The organism is Acinetobacter sp. 24-47-66, assembly GCF_056779755.1.
In genome coordinates this window covers 22,703-47,143 of sequence record NZ_JBWYIL010000014.1, presented here as the reverse complement: position 1 = coordinate 47,143, position 24,441 = coordinate 22,703, and the positions used below count along the sequence as shown (strand labels likewise).

Sequence of the window (24,441 nt, the reverse complement as noted above, 5' to 3'; positions counted from 1 at the left end):
ACGACTCTCAACCTTGATTTTATAGCGATGAAACTAACTTTGGCTGCCAACCACCGACTTCACAATACTCTGATTCAGCCAGCCAAAACCCTTTTGGCGTGAAAACACCAAGCATAACATTATCTAAGCTTAAAATTTGAATAGTATGACGCTTCCATGGAAAAATTTGTGCCTCTTGAATTGCTTTTTTTAATGGCCATTTCCCCACACGTCCATGCAAATGGACTTTTTCCCCACCTTGACGATAATGCAATGTCAAAGGCTGATTTAAAAGTTCTATACGCAGACCATACTCTTCCTGATGTTGGCAGATCTTAAATTGACCCGAAGCTAAATTTACAACATGCTGGATTTCAAATTTTATTTCTGAATCAGTTGTATTTGATGCTGCTAAGTATTCATCCTTAGGAACTCGATATAAGATATTTTGGAAACGAACATAATATTGTCCATTCCAATGCAATGCTGCTTGTGCATCAGGTTTCGCCAAAATAACTTCTTCAGTCAACCGCTCTACCATCTCAAATGCAGGACGGTATTGGTCTTGTCCTTTCATCCAATTGGATAAAAGTTGTCTTCTTCTTGCTAAACTTAATTGATTGAGTTGTCGTAAATCTAGATGATCATCATCGCCACAGAATGCCAAATCCTGTTGTAAAACCTCTTGCAAAATTTCATTCGCATCTTGCATCAGCACACTGGTTCTCACAATCGCCTGTTGCATTTTAGGGAATCGGCTTTGCAAAATATTCCAAAGCTCATGACGACACCAAGCTCGATCATAATGCGTATCAAAATTGGTCGGGTCATCCACGTAGGGCAATTCGAGTTGCTCTACCCATTGGCAAATCTGCTCACGACTTAGATTCAATAATGGTCGCCAAATAATGATGTCTTCACGTGAATCTAATAATTTCATCGCGGACAACCCCTGTATTCCAGCACCAGAGAACAAACGTAATAATACGGTCTCAGCTTGATCCTGCTGATGATGTGCCAGTACTAAAATATCTGTGTCGGATAAATGATGTTTAAAAGCTTGATAACGTGCTGCTCGAGCTTGCTTTTCCAAATTCCCTTCAGCAACTTGAACTGTCTCGAGAACCACAGGGATGTGCGCTGCCATACAAAATTGATGGACGAATTCAGCCCATTCCTGATTTGCAGATTGCAACTGGTGGTTAATATTAATCGCACGGATTTTTTGGGGAATTAATTGAGACATGACATACAGCAACAGCATGGAATCCATGCCGCCACTGCATCCCACTAAGAACGTGTGTTCATCACCAAATTTGGCAATTTGTTTTAAGAAGCTAGACCTGAATTGTCGCTGCCAAACTTCATTAAACGTTGGTAACGTGCTTCGCATCTTGCATTTGCATCCATTGGAACAAGCTCATCAAGTGCAGCTTGTAACACATGTTTTAATTTATCCATGACTACGTCTGGCTGAAGATGAGCACCCTCACCTTCATCTACAACATACTCAACAATACCAAGTTCTTTCAGTTTATCTGCAGTGAGTGCAAGTGCTTCACTCGCTTGCTCAGCTTTTTCAGCAGTTTTCCAAAGAATTGAGGCACAACCTTCAGGTGAAATCACAGAGTAAATACTGTGAGAAAGCATAATCACACGATCTGCAACGCCAATGCCTAATGCGCCGCCAGAACCACCCTCGCCTAGAACAGTCGCGATGACAGGTACTTTTAAACTTGAGAGTTGAGCTAGACTCGTAGCAATTGCTTCTGCTTGTCCACGCTCTTCAGCACCTACACCAGGGTATGCACCCATGGTGTCAATAAATGTGAAAACTGGAAGATTAAATCGTTCAGCCATATCAAGTAAACGCTGAGACTTGCGATAGCCTTCTGGATTACTCATCCCAAAATTATGCTGTAACTTTTCACGTGTACTACGACCACGATGTTGACCAACCACCATCACAGCCTGACCATTAAAACGTGCTAAACCGCCAACCATTGCACCATCATCACCATATAAACGGTCACCATGAAGTGCATCAAATTCTGTAAAAATTTCGCTCACATAATCTAAAAATTGTGGGCGATCTGGATGACGCGCAATTTGAACCGTTTTCCATGCTTTAGATTGAGCAGCTTTATTTTTCATAAGTCGATGAATATCCCTAAATTAACTATGACGTAGTTAACTAATAAAATTCGCTTATCAGCTTCTGTTAGCCAATAAATTGTTCCGACTGAATATTCAAAACGATATCCCAATGTTTAAATTGCACCTGCTCATCATGCAGCTCTGCAACCAACAAAGGCCATTGTTTTGCATCACCAGAAACTTTCAGTTGCCATTGTTGCTCATCTAATATCTTTAATTCAATGGCAGGAAGCATCTCATCGCTTCGGCTGTGATTCAGCAAAATTGCGAGACGAAGGAGCAAACATAGATAGACAAGTTTAATTCCACCGACTTTCGTCACATCATTTTTTGCTTCAGCACGCAATTTACGGCGATGATGAGCGACCAAATGTGACAAATGATTTTGATCAATTTGTGAAAAACCAGCAATGTCAGAATGCTGAAGCAAATATGCGCCGTGACGATGATAACCACTATGACTAATCGCTAAACCTATTTCATGAAGATAAGCTGCTCGACGTAGCAAATCACTATCGTCATTATTTAGACCAAGCGTTCCTGCCACGCTATCAAATAATTGTCGAGCCGTTTCAACAACACGCTCTGCTTGTTTTTGATCAGCACCATAACGCCCCATCAAGGCTTGTACGCTACGATCTCGAATATCTTCATGCTGGAAACGCCCGAGTAAATCGTACATTACACCTTCTCGTAAGGCGCCATCTGAATAGACCAGCTTATCAACTTGAAGAACTTCAAATACAGCGTATAAAATCGCAATACCCGCAGGTAGGACTGCACGACGATCTTCCTTAAGACCCTCGAATTCTATGTCTGAAATATGCTTGTATTTGAGTAACTTATCTTTAAGTTTTTCCAAGCCTTCTCGCGTCAAGTTTTCCTGATCATCGCTCCAACCCATATTTACCGCAATTTGACGACAAGCTTTAATGGTTCCACTTGAACCAACAACAGTATCCCATCCTGCCGCACGGTAAGTAGTCGCGATACCCGAGATTTCTTTGCGTGCGGCAGTCACCGCACGATCGAAAGCTTTTGGATTAATATCGCCGTCTGCAAAATAGGCCTTCGTAAATGCAACGCATCCCATTTGCACGGATTCAGTATGAATCGGCTCAAACTCTTCACCAATGATTAACTCGGTCGAGCCACCACCAATATCAATGACCAAACGGCGACCGCTGTTCGCCATAGTATGTGATACACCTAAATAAATTAAGCGTGCTTCTTCACGACCAGCAATAATTTCAATAGGTTTAGGCAGAATTTCAGCTGCTTTTTGAATGAATTCATGCCCATTTTTAGCTTGGCGCAAAGCATTGGTGGCCACAATTCTTAAACGATTCGATTGGACTGAACTTAGGCGCCCTACAAATCGAGCCAAGCATGCTAAACCACGTTGTTGAGCAGCTTCTGTCAAATTTTTATTTTCATCTAAACCTGCGGCCAATTGGACCTTTTCAGACATCGATGCGACTTTTTTTACCTCACCATGATCAACTCGAGCAATCGCCAAGTGGAAGCTGTTTGAGCCCATATCAATGGCTGCAAGGAGTTCTTCATCAATCAAAAAATCAGACATTGTTGCGCTAAGTTCAACCAGAATTGTGCCTAGATTAATTCACATAACTGTAATTTAAAAGCCATTTATTTAGTCAATTTAACGACTATTTAAAAAATCATCATATATGACAATTGTGTTACACCGATCATGGAAATCGTGAGCATCAATTAGACATTTACAGAATTTAGTCCGAAAATAAACCCTATCCCCTACTTTGTTAAAGTGGTCTATGTAATACTTATATACATAGATAGACCGTTTTCAAAAAATTATTCGGAGCAAATTCCATGTCTGCTAATATCGTTAATACAACTGATGCTAATTTTGAAGCTGACGTTTTAAATTCTGACACGCCAGTTCTTGTTGATTTTTGGGCAGGCTGGTGTGCGCCATGTAAAGCTATTGCTCCTGTACTTGAAGTTTTAGCAACTGAATACGAAGGTAAAGTTAAAATCGTAAAAGTTGACGTAACTTCATGCGAACAAACTGCTGTAAATTACAATATTCGTAATATCCCAGCTTTATTGATGTTCAAAAATGGTGAAGTTGTTGCTCAACAAGTTGGTGCAGCTCCTAAATCAAAACTTGCAGCTTTTATTGAAGAAAATATCTAATTCTTTCAATTTTAATGGCTTTGAAAGCGTCAAATTTTTGGCGCTTTTTTTGACGGTAAAATTGACAAAGAGCCATATCTCACTTATATTGCATGATCAAGAAACACTTGGACAATTTCTCCTCGTTTCTTACAATACACAAAACATAAGATCGCCGCTCGGCTAAAGAAATTGTTTACACATTTCTCCTCGAAAGAACTTACTAGATTCTGAGTTTGTTATTGTGCAAATCAATTGCTGCTCTTTTCTTGCACTGCGGATGTCTTTTGCTTCTATTCTATCTGTGTTCCACACTTCCTTTTAATTCAATCGACCATTTATGAACTTAACTGAACTCAAGAAAAAACCGATAGGCGAACTCATCAAAATTGCTGAGTTCATGGGCCTTGAAGGAATGGCACGTAACCGTAAGCAAGACATTATTTTTGCCATTTTGAAACGCCATGCTATGAATGGTGAAGAAATTTTCGGCGATGGTGTTCTTGAAATTCTGTCTGATGGTTTCGGTTTTTTACGTTCTGCAGCAGGGTCTTACCTTGCGGGTCCAGATGACATTTATGTCAGCCCTTCTCAAATTCGCCGCTTCAATTTGCGCACTGGGGATACGATTACAGGTACGATTCGTCCACCAAAAGAAGGCGAACGTTATTTTGCACTTTTAAAAGTGAATCAAATTAACTACGACACGCCAGAAAACTCTCGCAATAAGATTCTTTTCGAAAACTTAACGCCTTTATTCCCAACTGAACAATTAGTGATGGAGTTAGGAAATGGTTCGACTGAAGATTTAACTGCGCGTGTTGTCGATTTAGTTGCTCCAATTGGTAAAGGTCAACGTTCAATTATTGTTGCACCACCCAAAGCTGGTAAGACAATGTTGATCCAAAACATTGCTCAATCTATTGTTCGTAATAATCCTGAATGCTTCCTAATCGTTCTTCTCATTGATGAGCGTCCAGAAGAAGTAACAGAAATGGAACGTACCGTTCGTGGTGAAGTTGTTGCTTCAACATTTGACGAATCACCTGCACGTCACGTTCAAGTCGCTGAAATGGTGATTGAAAAAGCTAAACGTTTGGTAGAACACAAAAAAGACGTTGTTATTTTGCTTGACTCAATTACACGTTTAGCACGTGCATATAACACGGTTATTCCATCATCAGGTAAAGTTTTAACTGGTGGTGTTGATGCCCACGCTTTAGAACGTCCAAAACGTTTCTTCGGTGCTGCACGTAATATCGAAGAAGGTGGTTCACTTACGATCATTTCTACTGCTTTGATTGAAACTGGCAGTAAAATGGATGAAGTCATCTACGAAGAATTCAAAGGTACAGGTAACCAAGAGATTACGCTTGATCGCCGTATTGCTGAGAAACGTGTATTCCCTGCGATGAATATCAAGAAATCTGGTACACGTCGTGAAGAACGCCTCATGGATGAAGATAAACTACGTAAGGTTTGGATTTTACGTAAGCTTCTCCATCCTATGGACGAACTTGCTGCGATGGAATTCTTACTTGATCGCATGAAGGAAACCAAGACCAATGATGATTTCTTCGATCAAATGAAACGCAAAGCTGCCAACTAATACGCAAAAGGCCATCATTTATTGATGGCCTTTTATTTGGGTTGACTCCATTTACATAAATACACAATACTAACTTTTGAATGTAACTTTTCTTGCAAGTATGTGATTTTTATCATTTTGTATTTTAATTCCCTTTATTTTTTAAGTATTTACTTAGTATTTCTCCAATTCAAAATGCAAAAATGATTGTAATTTTCTGTTAAAAATAGGGTCAAATTTCTCATTTTTTAAGCATTTTTTCATTTCGCCTAGTAGTAATTCAAAATACTCAGTGATAGCATGTCGGCATACCAGTTAGGCTGCTCCATGCGTTATTAACCTTACTAACGTTAGGAATAATAAAAGCACACAACAGACTAACCGGGTTTTTTGTCTCAATTTATTTTAATGAGAGTGATGCCATGTTATTCAAAAAAATTGCTATTGCTGCTGCCGTTGCTACTACTTTAGCTTTCGTTGGTTGTGCTAAAAAAACTGAAGAAGCTGCTGCTGACGCAAACGCTGCTGCATCTGAAGCTGTAGAAGCTGCTTCTGAAGCTGTTGTAGCTGCTGACGCTGCTGCTGTTGAAGCTTCTTCTGAAGTTGCTGCTCAAGCTGACGCTGCTGCTGCTGAAGCTACTGACGCTGCTGCTGAAGCTACTGACGCTGCTGCTGACGCTACTGCTGCTGCTTCTGCTGCTCAATAATCTAAAGTTTAGATTATTCGAAAAAAAGAGAACCTTTGGTTCTCTTTTTTTTTATGCGCTGAATTTTATGAATACGCATAAAGTTAAGAGCATAAAAAACCTGAGCTGAGCTCAGGTTTTTTAAATGTTATTTGATCAAGCGATTAATCGACTTGCTCTGTCCCTACACGCTGTCTAAACTTTTGACCAGCACGGAAGGTCACTACACGGCGAGCAGAAATAGGAATCTCCTCACCTGTTTTTGGATTACGCCCTGGACGCTGACGCTTGTCACGCAGTTCGAAATTACCAAAACCCGATAATTTGACATGTTCACCTGCAATTAATGCCTGGCTAATTTCATCAAAAAACAACTCAACCATTTGTTTAGCTTCACGACGATTTAAACTCGTCAGCTCACTCAAATGATCAGCCATTTCTGCTTTTGTTAATGCTGTCATGAGGCCCTCAATGTCGCTTGGTAAGTGTTTTCTAACACTTGTAAAATATTATCCATACCAGATTTAATTTCAGCATCCTCAAGCGTGCGACTCGGATGCTGCCATAAAAGTGCAAACGCCAATGAACGTTTACCCTCTTCTACACCTTGACCCGTATACACATCGAATAACCAAGAAGAATCAAGTAACTCTCCTCCAGTTTTTTCGATAAGTTGCTGAATTTCACTAACATTAATCTTATCACTAATTAAAACTGCAATATCACGTCTCACTGAAGGAAATCGTGATAATTCTGTAAAATTAGATACATAAGTTTGCAAAACAGACGATTGATCGAGTTCTGCTACCCATGTCGTTGCGAGATCAAGCTCATCTTCAAGCGATGGATGTAAACGACCAATATAACCAATCGATTTTCCGTCCACTAAAATTTCAGCAGATTGACCTGGATGTAACCATGAACGCTCTGAACGCACATATTCTACTTGAACTCGCCCAGCCGCCAATACAGCCTCAATTTCACCTTTAAAATCGAAGAAATCCATTGGCTGAGGTTTAGCATGCCAAGATTCCTGATTCTTCGCACCTGTTGCCACAATCGCAAGTGTAGGTATTTGCTTAAGATCATGAATACTGGTTGCTTCTTGATAATCAAAACGTAAGCCAAGCTCAAAGAAGCGTACGCGACTTTGTTGACGATTAACGTTGTATTGGACACAAGGAATTAAGCTTGAAAGTAAAGTCGAACGCATTACAGCCAAATCACTTGAAATTGGATTTGCCAATGCCAAAGGATTTACACTTGGATTTAACTGTTTTTCAAGTTTTAAATCAGCAAAACTAAAGCTGATTGCCTCTTGGTAACCAAGTGCAACCAAAGTTTGACGTAATTGTGCAACTTCAAATTGATCTTGGTATTTTGCAAGTTTCACATCAATCACAGGCAAGCTGATTTGAATGTTGTCATAACCATGAATACGCGCAACCTCTTCAATTAAGTCTTGGTAGATTGCCATATCATAACGATGTGATGGCGGTACGACAGACCATTGACCTTGTGCTTTAATTGTTACCTGACAACCTAGACGTGTTAACGCATCAGTAATAAAGTCAGAGTCAACTTTATAACCAAGAAGTTGATCAACTTGCGCCTGCTCAAGCTCGATTGCTTCGCGTGTTGGCAATACTGTTGGATTTTCTGCTACAGTAATTGGACCAAATTCACCACCTGCAAGCTCAGAAATCAACTGAGATGCACGGTGCATTGCGATCATTGGAAGTTCGAAATCCACTCCACGCTCATAACGCTGAGACGCATCTGTATGTAAACCGAAGCTACGCGCACGACCCGCAATATGAAGTGGTGCAAAGAATGCTGATTCAAGGAAGATTTCAGTCGTTGCGTCTGTCACCGATGAAGACAAACCACCCATGATGCCTGCAATTGCTAATGCTTTTTGGTCGTCTGCAATCACCATCACGTTGTCTTGCATTTCAACTTCTTGCTCATTCAATAGAACAAGTTTTTCACCTGCAGTTGCTTGACGAACGTGTACCGCACCTTGAACTTTACCACCATCAAATGCGTGAAGCGGTTGACCCAACTCCATCAATACATAGTTGGTAATATCAACCAAGATACTGTGCTGACGGATACCAGAACGAGCCAGTGCACGCTCCATCCATTCAGGAGTTGGCGCTTTAGTGTTGACATTTTTGATCACACGACCTAAGTAACGTGGGCAACCTTCAGTAGATATAACGACCTTCTTTTCATCAGCAATCGTTGCAGCAACTTCTTTAATTTCAGGCGCAGTCACAGGAAGTTGGTTAATCACACCAATTTCACGTGCAATCCCACGAATACTGAAACAGTCACCACGGTTTGGTGTGATACTAATATCAATCACGTTGTCATCAAGGTCCAGATATTCACGTACGTTTACACCGACTGGCGCGTCCGCAGGAAGCTCAAGTAGACCATCGATTTTATCTTCTAAATCAATTTCAGATGCACCGCACAGCATACCTTGTGATTCAACACCACGAAGCTTACCTTTTTTGATTTTAAAATCACCCGGTAATACTGCACCAATGGTCGCTACAGGTGCTTTCATACCTGCACGTACATTTGGCGCGCCACAGACGATTTGTAATGGTTCACCCGAACCAATGTTGACAGTCGTTACACGTAAACGATCTGCATCTGGGTGCTGTTCTACCGTAAGTACTTCACCTACAACCACACCTGTAAATGGTTTTGCAGCAGGAGATAAATCATCTACCTCAAGGCCAAGCATGGTCAGTTGGTCAGATAAAGTATCGCTATCGATGGCTGGGTTAACCCATGTGCGTAGCCAATTTTCGCTAATTTTCATTGATATAAAACCTGTAATTCAAATCTCTAGAATCCTCCCTCTACCCCCCTTTGCTAAGGGAGAGAACCCCAAATGATTCTGTGGAGTTCCTCAAGTTAGGAGAGGATTTAATAAAAAGTTTTAAGCAAACTGGCGTAAGAAACGCACATCATTTTGGTAGAACATACGCAAGTCGTTTATGCCATAACGAAGCATTGCAAAACGTTCAACACCTAAACCAAATGCAAAGCCTTTGTACTTATCTGGATCAATACCCGCTGAACGAAGAACATTTGGATGCACCATGCCACAACCTAATACTTCTAACCATTTTCCTCGCTCATCCATGATGTCGACTTCAGCACTTGGTTCTGTGAATGGGAAGTAAGATGGGCGGAAACGTACTTTCAAGTCTTTTTCAAAGAACTCATTCAGCAAATTAACCAATAATCCTTTCAATTCAGCAAAGCTCGTATTTTCTGCAACGTACAAACCCTCAATTTGGTGGAACATCGGAGAATGTGTTTGGTCTGAGTCACAGCGATACACACGACCTGGACATACAATACGAATTGGTGGTTGCTGTGTTTCCATCGTACGAATCTGTACACCAGAGGTATGCGTACGAAGCAAATGGTTTACATCGAAGTAAAAGGTATCGTGCATTGCACGCGCAGGGTGATGACCCGGAATATTTAATGCCTCAAAGTTGTGATAGTCATCTTCAACCTCTGGACCAGTCGCAACAGAAAAACCTGCTTTCGTGAAGAATTGACAAATACGCTCTTGTACTTGGGTCACTGGGTGGATACTACCCACCTGTTGACCACGACCAGGCAACGTGATGTCTATCTGTTCACTTGCTAATTTTTGTTCTAGTGCAGCTTTTTGTAATGCAGTTTGACGCTCAGTTAATGCGCCATTAATCGCTTCTCGAACTGAATGAATCTGCGCACCAAAGACCTTACGCTCTTCCGGATCCATTTTACCCAGTGCTTTCGATTGTTCAGCAAGCTGGCTTTTCTTACCCGTAAATTGCACTCGAACCTGATCGAGTGTTGCAAGGTCTTGAGCTGCTGCAATGGCAGCGAGCGCTTCAGTGGTCAGGGCTTCCAGTGACATAGTAACTCTCAAAGCAACAAATATAAAAAATAATATAACTGCGCATTCTAACAGCTTTTATAGCTCCGTATGAAGATCAGCAAGTGTTAAAATTGGATGTGGAATTAAATTGGAAATTACATTTATAAAAAGTTTAAGATATGCGCAATGATCATTGAGAAGATATGTCATGGCATTAGATCAAATTTGGAAACAACAGCTCACACTCGTGACTTATGGCAATGAGTTTTTAAGTCAGGATTTAAGTTTTCAACACTGGAAAAATCATGCGATTTTTAATCAGCACCATTTCCTTTTTCGAGATTTAAATACACAACACTTATTGGCACAACACTTCCAAGTTTGGTTAGAAAGCTTAAAACGTCAGGGTGTCACACGCTTAAGCCTACATAACTCAAGTTTATTAATCGATGAAAAAAATCCCAATCCAAATGTTGAACTTTTACCATATCCCCATTTCATTGTCAGTCATCACCGTAATGTAAAAACAGCATGGATCTGTGGTAAAGAACTTGCCGAATGGTATAGCTCTGAACAAGACTTCGACATACCAAACAATCAAACACTCCCTGCACGAATTGAAACATTTTGGCGTTTTGATCTATCCACCCAACATATCAAACGTGTTGAGGCAGATCTTCAAGCACCTAATTGGAATGATATTCACGACTACACAGAGAATGAGCTGTTCGATCGCGCATTAGCACAAGGGGTGGAATCCGTTAAACGTGGTGCAATCTTTTATGGTACTGACGATCAATCACCCTCCAACGCTGGAGCTGCCTTACCATTACTGCCACAAGATTATGCAGCACCTTATGCCAATGAAACCTTAGTGCGTTTCATGCATCTAGAACAACATTTAAAGATTCAAAAACGAAAGCTTTTGGAGCAAGATCATCAAGAATCTCTTGAGGAAGAAAAACAACTGAAGGTATTTCAACAAAAGTTAGATGACCTGAGTGCAAAATTCATTACTAAAGTAGCAAATCACTATAAAACTGCTCATTTAAAAAGCCCCGAAATTCACTCCCCTTTGGATGAAGCCTCAACACATACTCAACATGGAAAACGCTTTTTCAACAATGATTCCAGTTCTCACCAACCCACACCTAAAACAGGTAAATCAAATGTGTTTGCCCTCATTTTAGTCACTGCAATAATCTGTTTCTGCGCTTACTATTTTGGACTGTGATGTTTTAAAAATTCATCTAATTGTTCAGTTTTATGAAAATGTAGCCACTTTATATGATGATATTGAGTGGCATTCATCATCTGCAAATATTTAAGTCTATTTTTCCCATGTGTTTGGACTACCCACAATATTATTGAGTCTTTACTTAATAATTTCGCCCAATGTTCTCTATTGTTAGAATTTTTCCATATTTTCTTTTGGCTAATCACACGGTATAGCGACCTCTTAATCACACGATAAAGATTTACGCGTAGTGAAAAATCCAACCACATCACAGTGTCGATCTCATTTAAGATTAAATTTTGAATCAGGGAATAATTACCATCAATCACGAAGCCCTTATTCACAGACCTAACACGATTTATAAATTTTTCTTGAAATTGTATTGAAGCTGACTTGGTCCAGTTATCCAACCAAAAGAGATTATCAAGTTCAATATGATCGACTTGCAGTTGAGCAGCCAACTTACGTGCAAAGGTTGTTTTCCCAGATGCTGCTGTACCGACGACCATAATTTTATTCATACTAATCTCTTGGCTTTATTTAGTCGTAAACAATGAAAATAAAAAAAGACCGCTAAAAAGCGGTCTTTTTCTCATCTACGATGATTAAGCAGCTAATGCGCCTTTAGCTTTTTCAGCTAAAGCAGCAAATGCAACTGCGTCATGCATAGCGATGTCAGCAAGTACGCGACGGTCGATGATCACTTGAGCTTTTTTCAAGCCATCGATCATACGGCTGTACGACAAACCATTTTGACGTGCACCAGCATTGATACGCGCAATCCATAAAGCACGGAATTGACGTTTCTTTTGACGACGGTCACGGTAAGCATATTGACCTGCTTTGATTACCGCTTGGAACGCTACGCGGTAAACGCGTGAACGAGCACCATAGTAACCTTTAGCGCGAGCAAGAATTTTTTTGTGACGGCGATGAGCCTGTACACCACGTTTTACACGAGCCATTTATAATCTCCTTAGATGTACGGGCACATACGACGAACTGAAGCAACGTCACTTACGTGAACCATTACACAGCCGCGCAATTGACGAATACGCTTAGCAGATTTTTTGGTCAAAATGTGGCGTTTGAACGCTTGTTTACGCTTAAAACCGTTAGCAGTCGCTTTGAAGCGTTTTGCTGCACCACGGCGAGTTTTCATCTTAGGCATAACAACCTCTTTTGAACACCTGTTCGGCTCGTTTGCACCATTACAATACGACCTGCAGGTAAGGGAGCGAGTATTCTATAGCATCTTTGCGCAAAACAAAAGCACCGTTAATCTTGATTCAGACAAATTAATCTTGATGAGTTTTACTCTACGAAAATTTAGAACAAACCAAGATACACCCAGTAGATAAATAGATATCGACCTGTTTTCGCTATACCCACCACGAAGATAAATTTCCAGAATTTTTCTTTCAAAATTCCTGCAATTAAGGTGATTGGATCACCAATGATAGGCACCCAACTTAAAAGAAGTGACCATGTACCATACTGCTGATAAGCCCGTTGAGCACGAATCATTTGATCTGACTTAAATGGAAACCACTTTTTAGTTTTAAACTGCTCTATTTTTAAGCCCAACCACCAATTGACGCATGAACCCATCACATTCGCTACACTTGCAACAAAAATAAGCATCCACGGCGAAAATTGTTTTAAAGCAAATGACCCCAACAATACTGCTTCGGACTGTAAGGGCAATAAAGTGGCGGCTCCAAAGGCACTTAAAAACAATAAAATCAGATTCATTTACTGGACTTGTTCGCCGCTAAAAGTTTCTGCGTTTTGCGATATTCTTTTATCGACCAAGCAATTGCCAACACTACTATGATGGCACGTAGCACCGTATATTTATTCGTTATCGCTGGAATCACCTGTTTTAATTGATCCCTAGAATCTGGTTCGATTGCTGCAATGATATTTTGCACATGAAATATTTCGACGATATAAGAAGCAACACAGAGTAAAATACCAGCAATAATTGCCCAGTATACTTTTGAATTAGATTCAACAATTTTACTGAAATTTAAAAAAAAATCCTTCATGGCAGTTCTCCATAAAAAAACCACCAAATGGTGGTTTAGATGTATAGAGTTTAGCACACTTAAATCCGTGATCTACTTTAGTAGTGCAAGCGCCTTTTGTACCGCTGGTCTCTGTTGGATACGTTGAATATAAGCTTCCACTTCAGGAAACTCTGCTAAATGAATACTTTGCCACTCGTGCCGCATCAACCAAGGGAAAATTGCCATATCCGCAATAGAGTACTCACCAGCCACATAGTCTTGCCCAACTAACTGCTTATTGAGCACCCCATATAATCTTTTAGTTTCTGTAATGTAGCGCTCGATCGCATAAGGGATTTTCTCTTTAGCAAATTTAGCAAAATGATGATTTTGACCTAACATCGGTCCTAGACCACCCATTTGCCACATCAACCATTGTTCAACCTGAATCCTCGCGATTTCGTGCTGAGGATAGAATTGTCCCGTTTTACGTCCTAAATATTGCAGTATTGCACCAGACTCGAAAATCGAAATCGATTGATTATTCGGTCCATTTTGATCAACTATCGCAGGAATTTTATTATTAGGAGAAAACGCAAGAAAGTCAGTTTGGAACTGATCATTTTCTAATATATTGATTGGATAGATTTGATAATCTAAAGCCATTTCTTCGAGTGCAATTGTTATTTTTAATCCGTTGGGTGTTCCCCAGTAATATAAATCGATCATTACAGTTCAGGCTCCATATGCCCTTTGTTGATTGATTTATCCACCATAAATCATTTCAAACCAAACAACAAGGATAGAAATTTTTTATTTATAAGTTATAAAAAATCAATTATTTATAAAATATTTTAAAAATTTTTTGAATTTATTATTGAAAAATTTCGGTCTGAACCTATATAAAAACTTGCCAGATTTATGATGATCATCTGGTTCTGTTGATGATAGTCATGACAGAACAACATTCTTATTTTTATGACTTTGCTGACCTCAGGAGGTTTTAATCATGAGTAACTTAAATCTTCATCCATTGTTTCGTCGTAGTATTGGTTTTGATCGTTTAAACGATTTTATTGATTACGCAATGCAAAGTGATGCTCCAAACTACCCACCTTATAACATTGAAAAAAAAGGTGAGAACAGATATCGCATCGTGGTCGCTACTGCAGGATTTAGTCAAGATGAGTTAAATATCAGTCTTGAAAATCAACTTCTCTCAATCACAGGAAAACCGGAAGCTATTCAATCTGAACAAACCGAATATCTTCATAAAGGAATTGCGCGTCGTTCATTTAAATTATCGCTTCGCTTAGATGAACATATTGAAGTTCAACAAGCAGATTATGAAAACGGCTTATTAGTGATCGATTTAGAGCGTATCATTCCAGAAGAGAAATTACCTCGACAAATTCCAATTGGCAAAAAACTTCTGTTAGAAAATACAGAGTCTACTGAAAAAACAGTTCATGTCGAATAAAACATCGAAGTTGATGAGTCACAAAAAAGCCGATGCAAAAAGTATCGGCTTTTTTTATAGATCAAATCTACAGGTGCTTTGAGCAACGAATTTCCTGATGTGCTGATGTGCTGATGTGCTGATGTGCAATATAAAAAATCCTTTTTGGGTCATCTTTCAAGACAGTAAACACTCTAAACCTATTCAGCTTTACCATCCATCTAGAATTTTCTATGCATAAGTCCGAGTTTACCTGTCGAAATAATTACATTTTTTACTCAATCCACAAAATGATTCGAGAAGTTTAAAATATACGTTTATTAGACTTCACTAAAGTACTGCCTGATGGAAATATTCAACTGATGATTTATACCCCAACTACAGTCGTTCCTCTCTTTACTAACTCAGGTGTACCTATATTCCTTCAATCAACATATAAAAAAAGCCCTGCATGTGCAGGGCTTTTTCTCTAAATCGGTTTTACTTTTTCTTTTTAGGACCAAGTAACATACCCATTTGACGGCCTTCCATTTTTGGTGCTTGTTCCACTACACCGATTTCAGCCACATCAGCTTCAATCTTTTGTAATTGAGCAAGACCCAATTGTTGGTGAGCCATCTCACGACCACGGAAACGTAGAGTAATTTTAACTTTGTTGCCTTCTTCAAGGAATTTCAGAATAGCACGCAACTTAACATTGTAATCACCAACGTCTGTACCAGGACGCAACTTGATCTCTTTAACCTGAACTTGATGCTGCTTTTTCTTAGCATCTTTTTGCTTTTGCTTCAGATCAAATAAATGCTTGTTGTAATCCATGATTTTACAAACAGGCGGCTCTGCATTCGCAACGATCTCAACGAGGTCAAGATCAACTTCTTCTGCAGCACGCAACGCTTCAGCAAGTGAAACGATGCCTTTTTGTTCTCCGTCAGCGCCAACGAGACGCACTTCTTTCGCACGAATCTCATCATTTAATGCAGGACGATTGCTTTTAGCACCTTGTTGTTGGTTACGGTCAGGCTGTTTAATCTTTCTTACTCCACAATATACCGGCCGCGTTCGGCTACGGCTACTTTCACTAAGTCAACGAATGCATCGATAGACATAGTACCTAAATTTGTTCCAGAGCGAGTACGTACATTCACTGTACCTTCCTCTACTTCTCGATCCCCAAGCACCAATAGGTATGGAATACGCTCTAAAGTACGCTCACGAATCTTAAAGCCGATTTTCTCATTTCTCAAGTCTGAAATCGCTCGAATGCCATTTTCTTGCAATTTAGCGACGACTGACTGACAAGCATCTGCTTGAGAATCGGTAATATTCATCACACATGCTTGAATTGGTGCCAACCATGGTGGCATAAATCCAGCGTAGTGTTCAATAAGTATACCAATAAAACGTTCAAAACTGCCAAGAATTGCACGATGAAGCATCACAGGATGATCACGATCGTTGTCTTCAGTGACATAAGATGCATCTAAACGTAATGGCAAGTTAAAATCGCATTGGATTGTACCGCACTGCCAGATACGACCTAAACAATCTTTCAAAGAAAATTCAATTTTAGGACCGTAGAACGCACCCTCACCAGGTTGTAAATCCCAAGCGAGACCTGCTGCATCCAGTGCGTCAGCTAAAGATTTTTCAGCAACATCCCAAAGCTTATCATCCCCTACACGCTTTTCTGGACGTGTTGAGAGTTTCATTTGCACTTCTTCAAAACCGAAATCTTTATAAACATCTAAAGTCAGTTTGATAAAGTCAGCAACTTCTTGACCAATTTGCTCAGTTGTACAGAAAATGTGTGCGTCATCTTGGGTGAAACCACGAACACGCATAATCCCATGTAATGAACCCGATGGTTCGTTACGGTGACATGAACCAAATTCAGCAAGACGAATTGGTAAATCACGGTAAGATTTTAAACCTTGGTTAAACACTTGAACATGACATGGGCAGTTCATTGGTTTAACGGCATAGTTACGGTTTTCAGAATGTGTAGTAAACATGTTTTCTGCATAGTTTGCAGCATGTCCTGATTTTTCCCACAGACTAAAATCGACCACCTGAGGTGTGCGAATCTCTTGATAACCATTGTCCTGCTGAACTTTACGCATGTATTGTTCTAAAACTTGATAGATCGTCCAGCCATTTGGATGCCAGAACACCATGCCTGGTGCTTCTTCTTGCATGTGGAACAGATCAAGCGCTTTACCAATTTTACGATGGTCACGCTTTTCAGCTTCTTCAATACGCTTGATATAAGCAGCCAACTGCTTCTTATCCGCCCAAGCCGTACCATAAATACGTTGAAGTTGTTCGTTTTTCGCATCACCACGCCAGTAAGCACCTGACATCTTCGTCAACTTAAATGACTTTAAGAATTTAGTGTTTGGTACGTGTGGACCACGACACATATCCACATATTCTTGATGATAATAAAGACCCATTTGAGTCTCATCTGGCATATCTTCGATGAGGCGTAATTTATAATCTTCACCACGCTCAGTGAATACTTTGATCACTTCATCACGAGGTGTCATCTTTTTAATGACATCATAATCTTGATCGATGAGCTTTTTCATACGCTCTTCGATGGCAGCCATATCATCTGGTGTAAATGGTTTTTCACTGTAGATATCGTAATAGAAACCATCTTCAATGACAGGTCCAATCACCATCTTTGCTTCGGGGAAAAGCTGCTTCACTGCGTGACCAACTAAATGGGCACAAGAGTGACGAATAATTTCAACACCTTCATCATCTTTAGGCGTAATGATCTGCAACGTGGCATCATCAGTGATTAAGTCACATGCATCAACTAGATGGCCGTTTACACGACCTGCAACCGTATTTTTTGCAAGACCTGGACCGATGCTTTGAGCAACTTCCATGACAGAGACAGCTTGATCAAATTGTTTTTGATCGCCGTTTGGCAAAGTAATAATTGGCATAAAAAATCCTTAAGGAGTGATGCCCCGTACAATGGAGCATGTCACCGCGAGATTATGATCGAGGCGAACCTCAAAAGATAAAAACGGTGGATAAATAAAATCGCTAGAGATTTTACACGTGTCACGTTGTTTAATAAACCGTTAATCGAGCATTAGGCGATAGCAGTTTTAATTGTGACAAAAATAGTTAAAATATATTCCCAATCTAATATTTAAACCAATATTATCCCAATTATAGAAAAATAATCTTTTATACTTTCTATTAGATGATCAACATACTTTTAAACAAATAAATATAACCCACTGAAATCATTAGGCAGGTCATATGAAATCTCACCCACTAATTGCTTGGTCTACACTCCAGCCGCTTAAACCCGCATATGCTTTAGCAGCCAATGTGGATCTTGTTGTTCTTCGTCTTGAAGATCATGATGAAGAAAAAGTCGTAGTCATGTATGGTCGTTGTCAGCATCGCGGAGCACTCATGTCCGATGCCCATATTCAAGGCGACAAAATTGTATGTGGCCTTCACGGCTCTCATTACCTCTATAAAACTGGCATTAACCCGAGATATCTCAATAAAAATCTGCAAAAATTTAAAGCTTGGATTCATGATGATCATGTCTATGTTGACTTAGAAGAAATCGAAGCTTGGGAAAAAAGAAATCCACAGCAATTCAACCGTAATCGTTATCAAGGACTCTACGCAGATTCTCAGCCTGCTCCTGAAGAGCCACACAATAGATTCATCTTAGAATTAGCTCGAAATGGTCTAAAAAATTTCGGTCATCATGGTCCTACCGCAGCCATGGGTGTGCCTTTTGACAAACTTCCAAAATGGGAAGATATTCAACTGGTCACAGCTCAACTTTGGAAAGCTCCTCTACTGGATGATGCCCCCGTTGCAAGCGAAGTGATTATTGGACCAAATGCAAAAAAACCATTGAGACTCAATATTCCATTATTTGTTTCCGACATGAGTTTTGGAGCTTTATCTCAAGAAGCAAAAACTGCACTGGCAATGGGTGCGGAAATGGCAGGTACTGGCATCTGTTCTGGTGAAGGTGGAATGTTAGATGATGAACAAGCCTCGAATTCACGATATTTTTACGAGTTGGCCTCTGGTCGTTTTGGCTATGACATTGAAAAAGTAAAAAAATGCCAAGCTTTTCACTTTAAAGGTGGACAGGCAGCAAAAACAGGAACAGGCGGACATCTACCCGGGCATAAAGTAGTCGGAAAAATTGCAGAAGTACGTGGTTTAGAAGAAGGACAATCTGCGATTTCTCCCGCAACCTTTCCGGATTGGACTGAACTTTCACAGTACAAGGAGTTTGCAAACTATATACGCGAGCAGACAGGTGGCATTCCGATTGGCTTTAAACTGTCTGCACAGCATATCGAAAAAGACATTGATGCTGCGATTGCGATAGGTGTGGACTACATTATTTTAGATGGTCGTGGTGGTGGTACAGGTGCAGCACCAACATTATTCCGTGACAATATTTCAGTGCCGACCATTCCTGCTTTAGCACGGGCACGTCGTCATTTAGATCGTTTAGGACGTCGTGACATTAGTTTGGTCATTACAGGTGGCTTACGTGTCCCTGCTGATTTTATTAAAGCCTTAGCGCTGGGTGCAGATGCCATTGCCCTGTCTAACTCTGCCATGCAGGCAATTGGTTGTTTGGGAATGCGCGCGTGTAATACAAATGAATGCTCTGTCGGTATTGCAACACAAAAAGATCATTTGCGTCGAAGACTCGAAATTGAAAAATCAGCACAGCAACTCGCCAACTTCTTCAATGCTTCAGTCGAATTGATGCAGGTAATGGCGCGTGCTTGTGGGCATGACCATTTAAGTAAATTTAATTTGGATGACTTAACCACTTGGAAAAAAGAAATCAGTGAATTAACGGGCATCCACTACGGCGGTATCCAATAAATTTCAAACCAATGCTAAAAAGGGATGATTAACTTCATCCCTTTTTCTTTTAATCACTACTCTCTAAAATTTTCCCAAGGTTCAAATCTACTCGTTTCCAAATCAGATGAATTCCACTCATTTTCTTTTCGATAAAGGTACGTGCGATTGAACTGCGGGATGACCACCTCACTCTGGCTCGGTCGAATAATTACATAGTCATCAGGATGGATATCAATTTTACGATCGACACAAATCATTTCCTGATTGGTGCTTCGTCCATACAATAAATGAGGATGAGATTTTGCTGGATAAACATATTGACCCATCCAATAGCCACCGTAGATAAAAACCGATTGATGCTTCTGAAAGAATTTTATTTTTTTAAATGAAGGCATTCCTGGCAATGAAACTTGGTCTAAAACTTTCAGTACGGGACTCGCTATATATAAAGCAGATTTAAGTGAAGAAAGATATTCAGAATCAAAATCGCTGGGCTTAAGCAACATTGAGCCAAATGACAGATCATTACACACACTATGTTTCACGTGAAAACTAAAGGTTGGACTTCCTCCTCCGTTAAAACACAGCTGAGCATGATTTAAATCTGGGAATTGGTGCTTTAAGATGTGCTGATAATTTTGATAAATATGTTGAGATTCAGCATAAGCTGTTTCTGCACGCTTCACCACCTTAGGTAGTTTAGTGACATGCGCATCGTAGCCCATTAAGCCACTCAAATTTAGCGTTTTTTGATGCTGCTGAATATAATTGAGCATTTGTATAAATTCAGCAGAATTTTGAACGCCTCCACGATGTAATCCCACATCAATTTCAAGATTGATATTGAAGCTAAGTCCCAGTTGATCAGCCAAGGCATGATATTGTTGCAAACGAGCAAAGGAATCAATTAACCAATGTATCTTGCATTGGATTGGCGTGTGATGGTTTTGATAAAACCTTTCTACTGCACGAATTGGCATCGGCTTGCCAAAGAGTAAATCAGCTTGATCAAAATGATTGAACATCAATTCTAAGTGATCAATATGGAACACCATAAAGTGTCGGGTGTCTAATTCGAAACTTAGCTTTTTTAACAAAGGCAAACAAGCCAAAGATTTAACGACCAACCGCGGTTTTAAGTGCTTTGCTGAAGCTAGCTGCTGTTTTACATAAGCAATATTAAAGTTTAATGCATCCTCATCGATCAAGAGCATAGGTTGACCTAAACCATGTGCCCGCAGATCATCATTCATTTGATTAAAAAAACTATTCATCTCTCATCCATGTTGCCCAAGTAATAGTTTTTCAAGATAGGGATTGAGAAACTTTCGATGGGGATCGAGCGCTTCTCTGATTTGCATAAATTCATTCCATTTCGGATAAAGAGCTCGAATCTCTTGGTGAGACAGTTGATGCATCTTAGCCCAGTGTGGACGGCCTCGATATTTTTGAAAAATCGGCTCAATAAGATCAAATACTTTTTGAGGTGACTGCTTATAATATTGATGGATTGAAATCGAAATACTGTCTTGCTGATAGAAAGGACTTAGCCAAATATCATCCCCTTTGACCACGCGGAATTCGATAGGGAAAAAAGAATTTATTTGATATTTTCTAAACGTTGCAATCACTTCTTTGATGCATTGAATACCATTCTCAATTGGAATTTGATATTCCATTTCATTGAATTTGGTATTCCGAGGTGTTGCAAAAATATCACCCGACCAATCAATGAATTCTGTTGGCTTCACAAAAACACCGACTAATTTTTGAAGATATTTCGTCAAAAAAGGGGCTTTTTTAGAAATTTCACAACACCATGTTAAAAGTTGATCCTCAGATGGCCAAGAAGTTTCTCTTGGCTTCACCTCACCCTCTGTAACATCAAGTGTTTTAAAAATTAACTGATCTGTAAAAGGGAAAATAAAATACTCCAAATGCCGATGTTGGTGCATCAATTGGAGAAATTGATCAAGGCTTTCTTCTACAGGGGCTAAATGAATTTTCTCTTCCAATTTATATCTAGGGCGGTTTTGCATGGTTATTTTCGTTAATATCCCGAGTGATCCCAACGATACTCTCCCTGCCTGAAAAATTTCAGTGTTCTCCGTCTTGGAGCATTGGATTAACTCCCCGTTTGCCTGTAATAGCTCAAAATCTTCTACATAGCCTGAAATAGAATATAGCGCTGCACCTGTCCCGTGTGTTCCTGTAGACACAGCACCAGCTAAACTTTGTTGATCAATATCACCCTGATTCATAAGCGACTGTTCATAAGGAGCAAGATGCTGGCCTAAATTGAATAGTCGAGTACCTGCCCATAACGTCGCTTGGCATTTAGCCTGATCAGCATTTAAGACACTTGAAAATCGGTCTAAAGAAATAATAGACGCATCCGTTTTTACCAAAGGAGTAAATGAATGCCCTGCACCAACCACACGAACTTTAGGATGTTGAATCACAATATCCTGTAATTCATGTAATTGATCTGGATATAAGATGTGTTGCGGGTTTGAGTGGCAATATCCCGACCAGTTAGACCAATAATGATGTGTCAGATTACTCATGTTGCCAACTCCTTTTGTGCAACGGCGGTTTGAACATTTCCCCGATTGGTTCTTTTCTCTAATTCTTTTTGAGGTACTGCTTTAGGTACGCAATTTGATAATTGACGTTGTTCAGGTGGCAAACAAATCTGTTTAGCCAAATGTTTAAAATAGGTTTGAAAAGCTGCCAAAGTCCATTGACCAAATAAAGTGTGTCCACCTTCATAGGCTTGTTCTTGATATTCTTCGAATGTCGTGACATAGCCCATATAGTCATTACAATAAGATGCAAACCAAATTTTTGCGTTAGGAAATGTCGGTAATACACTTTTCTGAATGGTATTTAATACGCGCTTACCTGAAGTTGTTGTAAACTCTCCGGGAGCACATACCAAAAAAAGTTGACCGATTCGAATGAGCTGAATTGGCACAATATGTGGCACTAAATCGCTCTCTTGAATTGCGCCAGCGTGAACTTGAGCATTCATTTCAGCAATGAGTGGATCTAAAACACCAGGAAGTGAACCTAATTTTTTTCCTAATATCCGATGCTGACCCGATTCAAAAATAATATTTTTGGGTCCTTGAGCATGATAAAGCTTCTGATAATAAGCACTTTCCGCTGGATCTTTTGAATTCAATTTACTTCGTTTGAATTGTTTTGAAAGTAAATTCATAGCCATGATCAATGGCTTTGCAGCACCCACACCATCGACTGGTGTGCCCGCAATAAATGCTGTCCCATGACAAGCTTGGCTTGTTATCGCATTGCTATATCCACCTGAAAACTCTGGATCAGCCACAGTATTTGCCATATCAACATACTCGAGTACTGCATCCAAATCTTGATATTGGATGTTTTGATTCTGTTGCTCAAGTAAAGCGGCTAAAGCATACTCACTCTGTATACGACCATTGTTTCTCGCATAGATGTATTCTGCTTCTCCTTTTATCTTTTTTCTGATCTTAGTCTGATTCTTTCCATGGAAGTGTGGTGACACATCGCCTGCTGTTGCTTGCGCAAATATACAAACTGGTCCATCCACCCCAGCAGCACTTAAGGTCTCTTCCGAAAGTGTTGCGGCATAGCCTTTATTATCACCATCATGAGCGTCTAATTGATTGCCCAAACATGTCGCATGCACACCAAACAGTGACAACAGAGAATGAAGCTTTTCCCCACGATAAAAGCCAAGGACTTGCATTTGTCGATTGATTGCTTTGTAAGCTTCAGATTCACCGACGAATGCAGTATCGAGATTTCGATTATACGCTTTTATCGAGCGATTCCATGCCACAGGGACTTGCTCAGGAATGTCAATTGTCGCTAACCGAATCTCTGTAAAATCGCGATTGGATAATGCCTGTTGAATACTGGATTGCACAGCATCCACAACTGCATCAAGGTGCTCAGGCACAAATCCTGGTGTCGGCATATTATAAAGAGCTTCATAACCACAACCGCCTGGACCTGAATGGGTATGCGTTGCCATTAGAACCAAACGATGTGGATCGAAACGATCGCTCAACGTTTCATTCAAGCGTTGGATTACAGTAATTCGAATTGCTGAAGTAATACAGCCAAAATCTAGACAACATAAAATTAATGGAGCATCTCGATCTTTTTGAATGGTCACTGTTCTCGCATACAGCGCAGTTCTTTTTTTATAGGCACGGTGATGCCACATCCCATAGCCAAACATGGCATAGCCTTTGGGTTCGATGTTAATTTCATCTTTCCCCCACCCAACAATATACATATGCAAAATCCTTTTGCTTTTATTATTCGATTTTGAAACTTAAAATCTGTTTAAAATTTACCCTATTTC

Annotated in this window: 23 protein-coding genes; 6 read left to right on the top strand and 17 right to left on the bottom strand. The window is 39.9% G+C overall.

Translation table 11 applies throughout. From position 1 onward, the window contains the following. Positions 1–19: 19 nt before the first annotated feature. The 3 genes from tilS to ppx form a co-directional block, all read right to left on the bottom strand. Positions 20–1,372 (bottom strand): tRNA lysidine(34) synthetase TilS, encoded by a 1,353-nt coding sequence (gene tilS, locus AC1M84_RS12095; RefSeq protein ID WP_481595069.1) that lies wholly within the window; start codon positions 1,370–1,372, stop codon positions 20–22. Then, entirely contained in the window at positions 1,309–2,133 is an 825-nt protein-coding gene (locus AC1M84_RS12090; protein WP_035268558.1) for an acetyl-CoA carboxylase carboxyltransferase subunit alpha, read from the bottom strand. Before AC1M84_RS12090 ends, tilS begins: the two co-directional genes overlap by 64 nt. 67 nt (positions 2,134–2,200) lie before the next feature. Continuing rightward, positions 2,201–3,721 (bottom strand): exopolyphosphatase, encoded by a 1,521-nt coding sequence (ppx, locus tag AC1M84_RS12085; RefSeq protein WP_481595068.1) that lies wholly within the window; start codon positions 3,719–3,721, stop codon positions 2,201–2,203. 269 nt (positions 3,722–3,990) lie between these two features. Here ppx and trxA point away from each other — a divergent pair, with 269 nt between their 5' ends. The 3 genes from trxA to AC1M84_RS12070 all read left to right on the top strand — a co-directional run bounded on the left by trxA (position 3,991) and on the right by AC1M84_RS12070 (position 6,591). Beyond that, entirely contained in the window at positions 3,991–4,317 is a 327-nt protein-coding gene (gene trxA / locus AC1M84_RS12080) for a thioredoxin (protein WP_035268564.1), read from the top strand. A 319-nt stretch (positions 4,318–4,636) separates the two neighbouring features. Beyond that, the gene (gene rho, locus AC1M84_RS12075; RefSeq protein WP_035268567.1) at positions 4,637–5,905 is read left to right on the top strand and encodes a transcription termination factor Rho; all 1,269 of its coding nucleotides are present in this window, start codon (positions 4,637–4,639) and stop codon (positions 5,903–5,905) included. A 401-nt stretch (positions 5,906–6,306) separates the two neighbouring features. Further along, positions 6,307–6,591 carry a hypothetical protein gene (locus tag AC1M84_RS12070; RefSeq protein ID WP_035268570.1) on the top strand — a complete coding sequence of 95 codons (285 nt, stop codon included), beginning with the start codon at positions 6,307–6,309 and terminating at the stop codon, positions 6,589–6,591. 143 nt (positions 6,592–6,734) lie between these two features. Here AC1M84_RS12070 and AC1M84_RS12065 read toward each other — a convergent pair whose 3' ends face one another. From AC1M84_RS12065 to pheS, 3 genes are all read right to left on the bottom strand, one after another. Further along, a complete protein-coding gene (locus AC1M84_RS12065) occupies positions 6,735–7,031 on the bottom strand; it encodes an integration host factor subunit alpha (RefSeq protein WP_035265376.1) in 297 nt (98 codons plus the stop codon). Next, complete coding sequence (gene pheT, locus AC1M84_RS12060) at positions 7,028–9,409, bottom strand: phenylalanine--tRNA ligase subunit beta (RefSeq protein ID WP_481595067.1); 2,382 nt, start codon at positions 9,407–9,409, stop codon at positions 7,028–7,030. Before pheT ends, AC1M84_RS12065 begins: the two co-directional genes overlap by 4 nt. 120 nt (positions 9,410–9,529) lie before the next feature. Then, entirely contained in the window at positions 9,530–10,510 is a 981-nt protein-coding gene (gene pheS, locus AC1M84_RS12055; RefSeq protein ID WP_035265373.1) for a phenylalanine--tRNA ligase subunit alpha, read from the bottom strand. A gap of 169 nt (positions 10,511–10,679) precedes the next feature. On the opposite strand from pheS, the gene AC1M84_RS12050 reads away from it, so the two are divergent. Next, complete coding sequence (locus AC1M84_RS12050) at positions 10,680–11,705, top strand: hypothetical protein (protein ID WP_481588721.1); 1,026 nt, start codon at positions 10,680–10,682, stop codon at positions 11,703–11,705. Here the strand turns inward: AC1M84_RS12050 and AC1M84_RS12045 are convergent. From AC1M84_RS12045 to AC1M84_RS12020, 6 genes are all read right to left on the bottom strand, one after another. Beyond that, positions 11,690–12,229, bottom strand: coding sequence for a P-loop NTPase family protein (locus tag AC1M84_RS12045; protein ID WP_481593335.1), 540 nt, complete (start codon positions 12,227–12,229; stop codon positions 11,690–11,692). The two genes, AC1M84_RS12050 and AC1M84_RS12045, sit on opposite strands and share 16 nt — an antisense overlap. 84 nt (positions 12,230–12,313) lie before the next feature. Further along, complete coding sequence (gene rplT / locus AC1M84_RS12040) at positions 12,314–12,673, bottom strand: 50S ribosomal protein L20 (protein ID WP_004867327.1); 360 nt, start codon at positions 12,671–12,673, stop codon at positions 12,314–12,316. Between the two features lie 11 nt (positions 12,674–12,684). Then, complete coding sequence (gene rpmI, locus AC1M84_RS12035) at positions 12,685–12,879, bottom strand: 50S ribosomal protein L35 (protein WP_004278281.1); 195 nt, start codon at positions 12,877–12,879, stop codon at positions 12,685–12,687. Positions 12,880–13,037: 158 nt separating this feature from the next. Beyond that, a complete protein-coding gene (locus tag AC1M84_RS12030) occupies positions 13,038–13,463 on the bottom strand; it encodes a YqaA family protein (protein ID WP_481591523.1) in 426 nt (141 codons plus the stop codon). Beyond that, positions 13,460–13,759: a hypothetical protein gene (locus tag AC1M84_RS12025; RefSeq protein ID WP_092768345.1), complete on the bottom strand. Its 300-nt coding sequence runs from the start codon at positions 13,757–13,759 to the stop codon at positions 13,460–13,462. Before AC1M84_RS12025 ends, AC1M84_RS12030 begins: the two co-directional genes overlap by 4 nt. A 72-nt stretch (positions 13,760–13,831) precedes the next feature. Next, positions 13,832–14,449 (bottom strand): glutathione S-transferase family protein, encoded by a 618-nt coding sequence (locus AC1M84_RS12020; RefSeq protein ID WP_481595066.1) that lies wholly within the window; start codon positions 14,447–14,449, stop codon positions 13,832–13,834. Between the two features lie 280 nt (positions 14,450–14,729). Between AC1M84_RS12020 and AC1M84_RS12015 the strand changes: the two genes are divergently transcribed. After that, positions 14,730–15,200 (top strand): Hsp20 family protein, encoded by a 471-nt coding sequence (locus AC1M84_RS12015; protein ID WP_481595065.1) that lies wholly within the window; start codon positions 14,730–14,732, stop codon positions 15,198–15,200. 459 nt (positions 15,201–15,659) lie between these two features. Here the strand turns inward: AC1M84_RS12015 and infC are convergent, their stop codons facing one another. Both infC and thrS read right to left on the bottom strand, forming a co-directional pair. Further along, the gene (gene infC / locus AC1M84_RS12010; protein ID WP_081403231.1) at positions 15,660–16,211 is read right to left on the bottom strand and encodes a translation initiation factor IF-3; all 552 of its coding nucleotides are present in this window, start codon (positions 16,209–16,211) and stop codon (positions 15,660–15,662) included. A 5-nt stretch (positions 16,212–16,216) separates the two neighbouring features. Beyond that, the gene (gene thrS / locus AC1M84_RS12005; protein WP_092768341.1) at positions 16,217–18,139 is read right to left on the bottom strand and encodes a threonine--tRNA ligase; all 1,923 of its coding nucleotides are present in this window, start codon (positions 18,137–18,139) and stop codon (positions 16,217–16,219) included. Between the two features lie 325 nt (positions 18,140–18,464). Here thrS and AC1M84_RS12000 point away from each other — a divergent pair, with 325 nt between their 5' ends. Further along, a complete protein-coding gene (locus AC1M84_RS12000) occupies positions 18,465–20,084 on the top strand; it encodes a glutamate synthase-related protein (RefSeq protein ID WP_035265359.1) in 1,620 nt (539 codons plus the stop codon). A gap of 56 nt (positions 20,085–20,140) precedes the next feature. Here the strand turns inward: AC1M84_RS12000 and AC1M84_RS11995 are convergent, their stop codons facing one another. The 3 genes from AC1M84_RS11995 to AC1M84_RS11985 are packed head-to-tail and all read right to left on the bottom strand — an operon-like array spanning position 20,141 to position 24,372. Continuing rightward, positions 20,141–21,340, bottom strand: a complete 1,200-nt coding sequence (locus AC1M84_RS11995; protein WP_035265356.1) for an alanine racemase — start codon at positions 21,338–21,340, stop codon at positions 20,141–20,143. Positions 21,341–21,343: 3 nt separating this feature from the next. Continuing rightward, positions 21,344–22,633 (bottom strand): D-arabinono-1,4-lactone oxidase, encoded by a 1,290-nt coding sequence (locus AC1M84_RS11990; RefSeq protein WP_481595064.1) that lies wholly within the window; start codon positions 22,631–22,633, stop codon positions 21,344–21,346. Next, on the bottom strand, positions 22,630–24,372 hold the full coding sequence (locus AC1M84_RS11985) for a neutral/alkaline non-lysosomal ceramidase N-terminal domain-containing protein (RefSeq protein WP_481595063.1): 1,743 nt from the start codon (positions 24,370–24,372) through the stop codon (positions 22,630–22,632). The genes AC1M84_RS11990 and AC1M84_RS11985 overlap by 4 nt, the downstream gene beginning before the upstream one ends. Positions 24,373–24,441 lie beyond the last annotated feature (69 nt).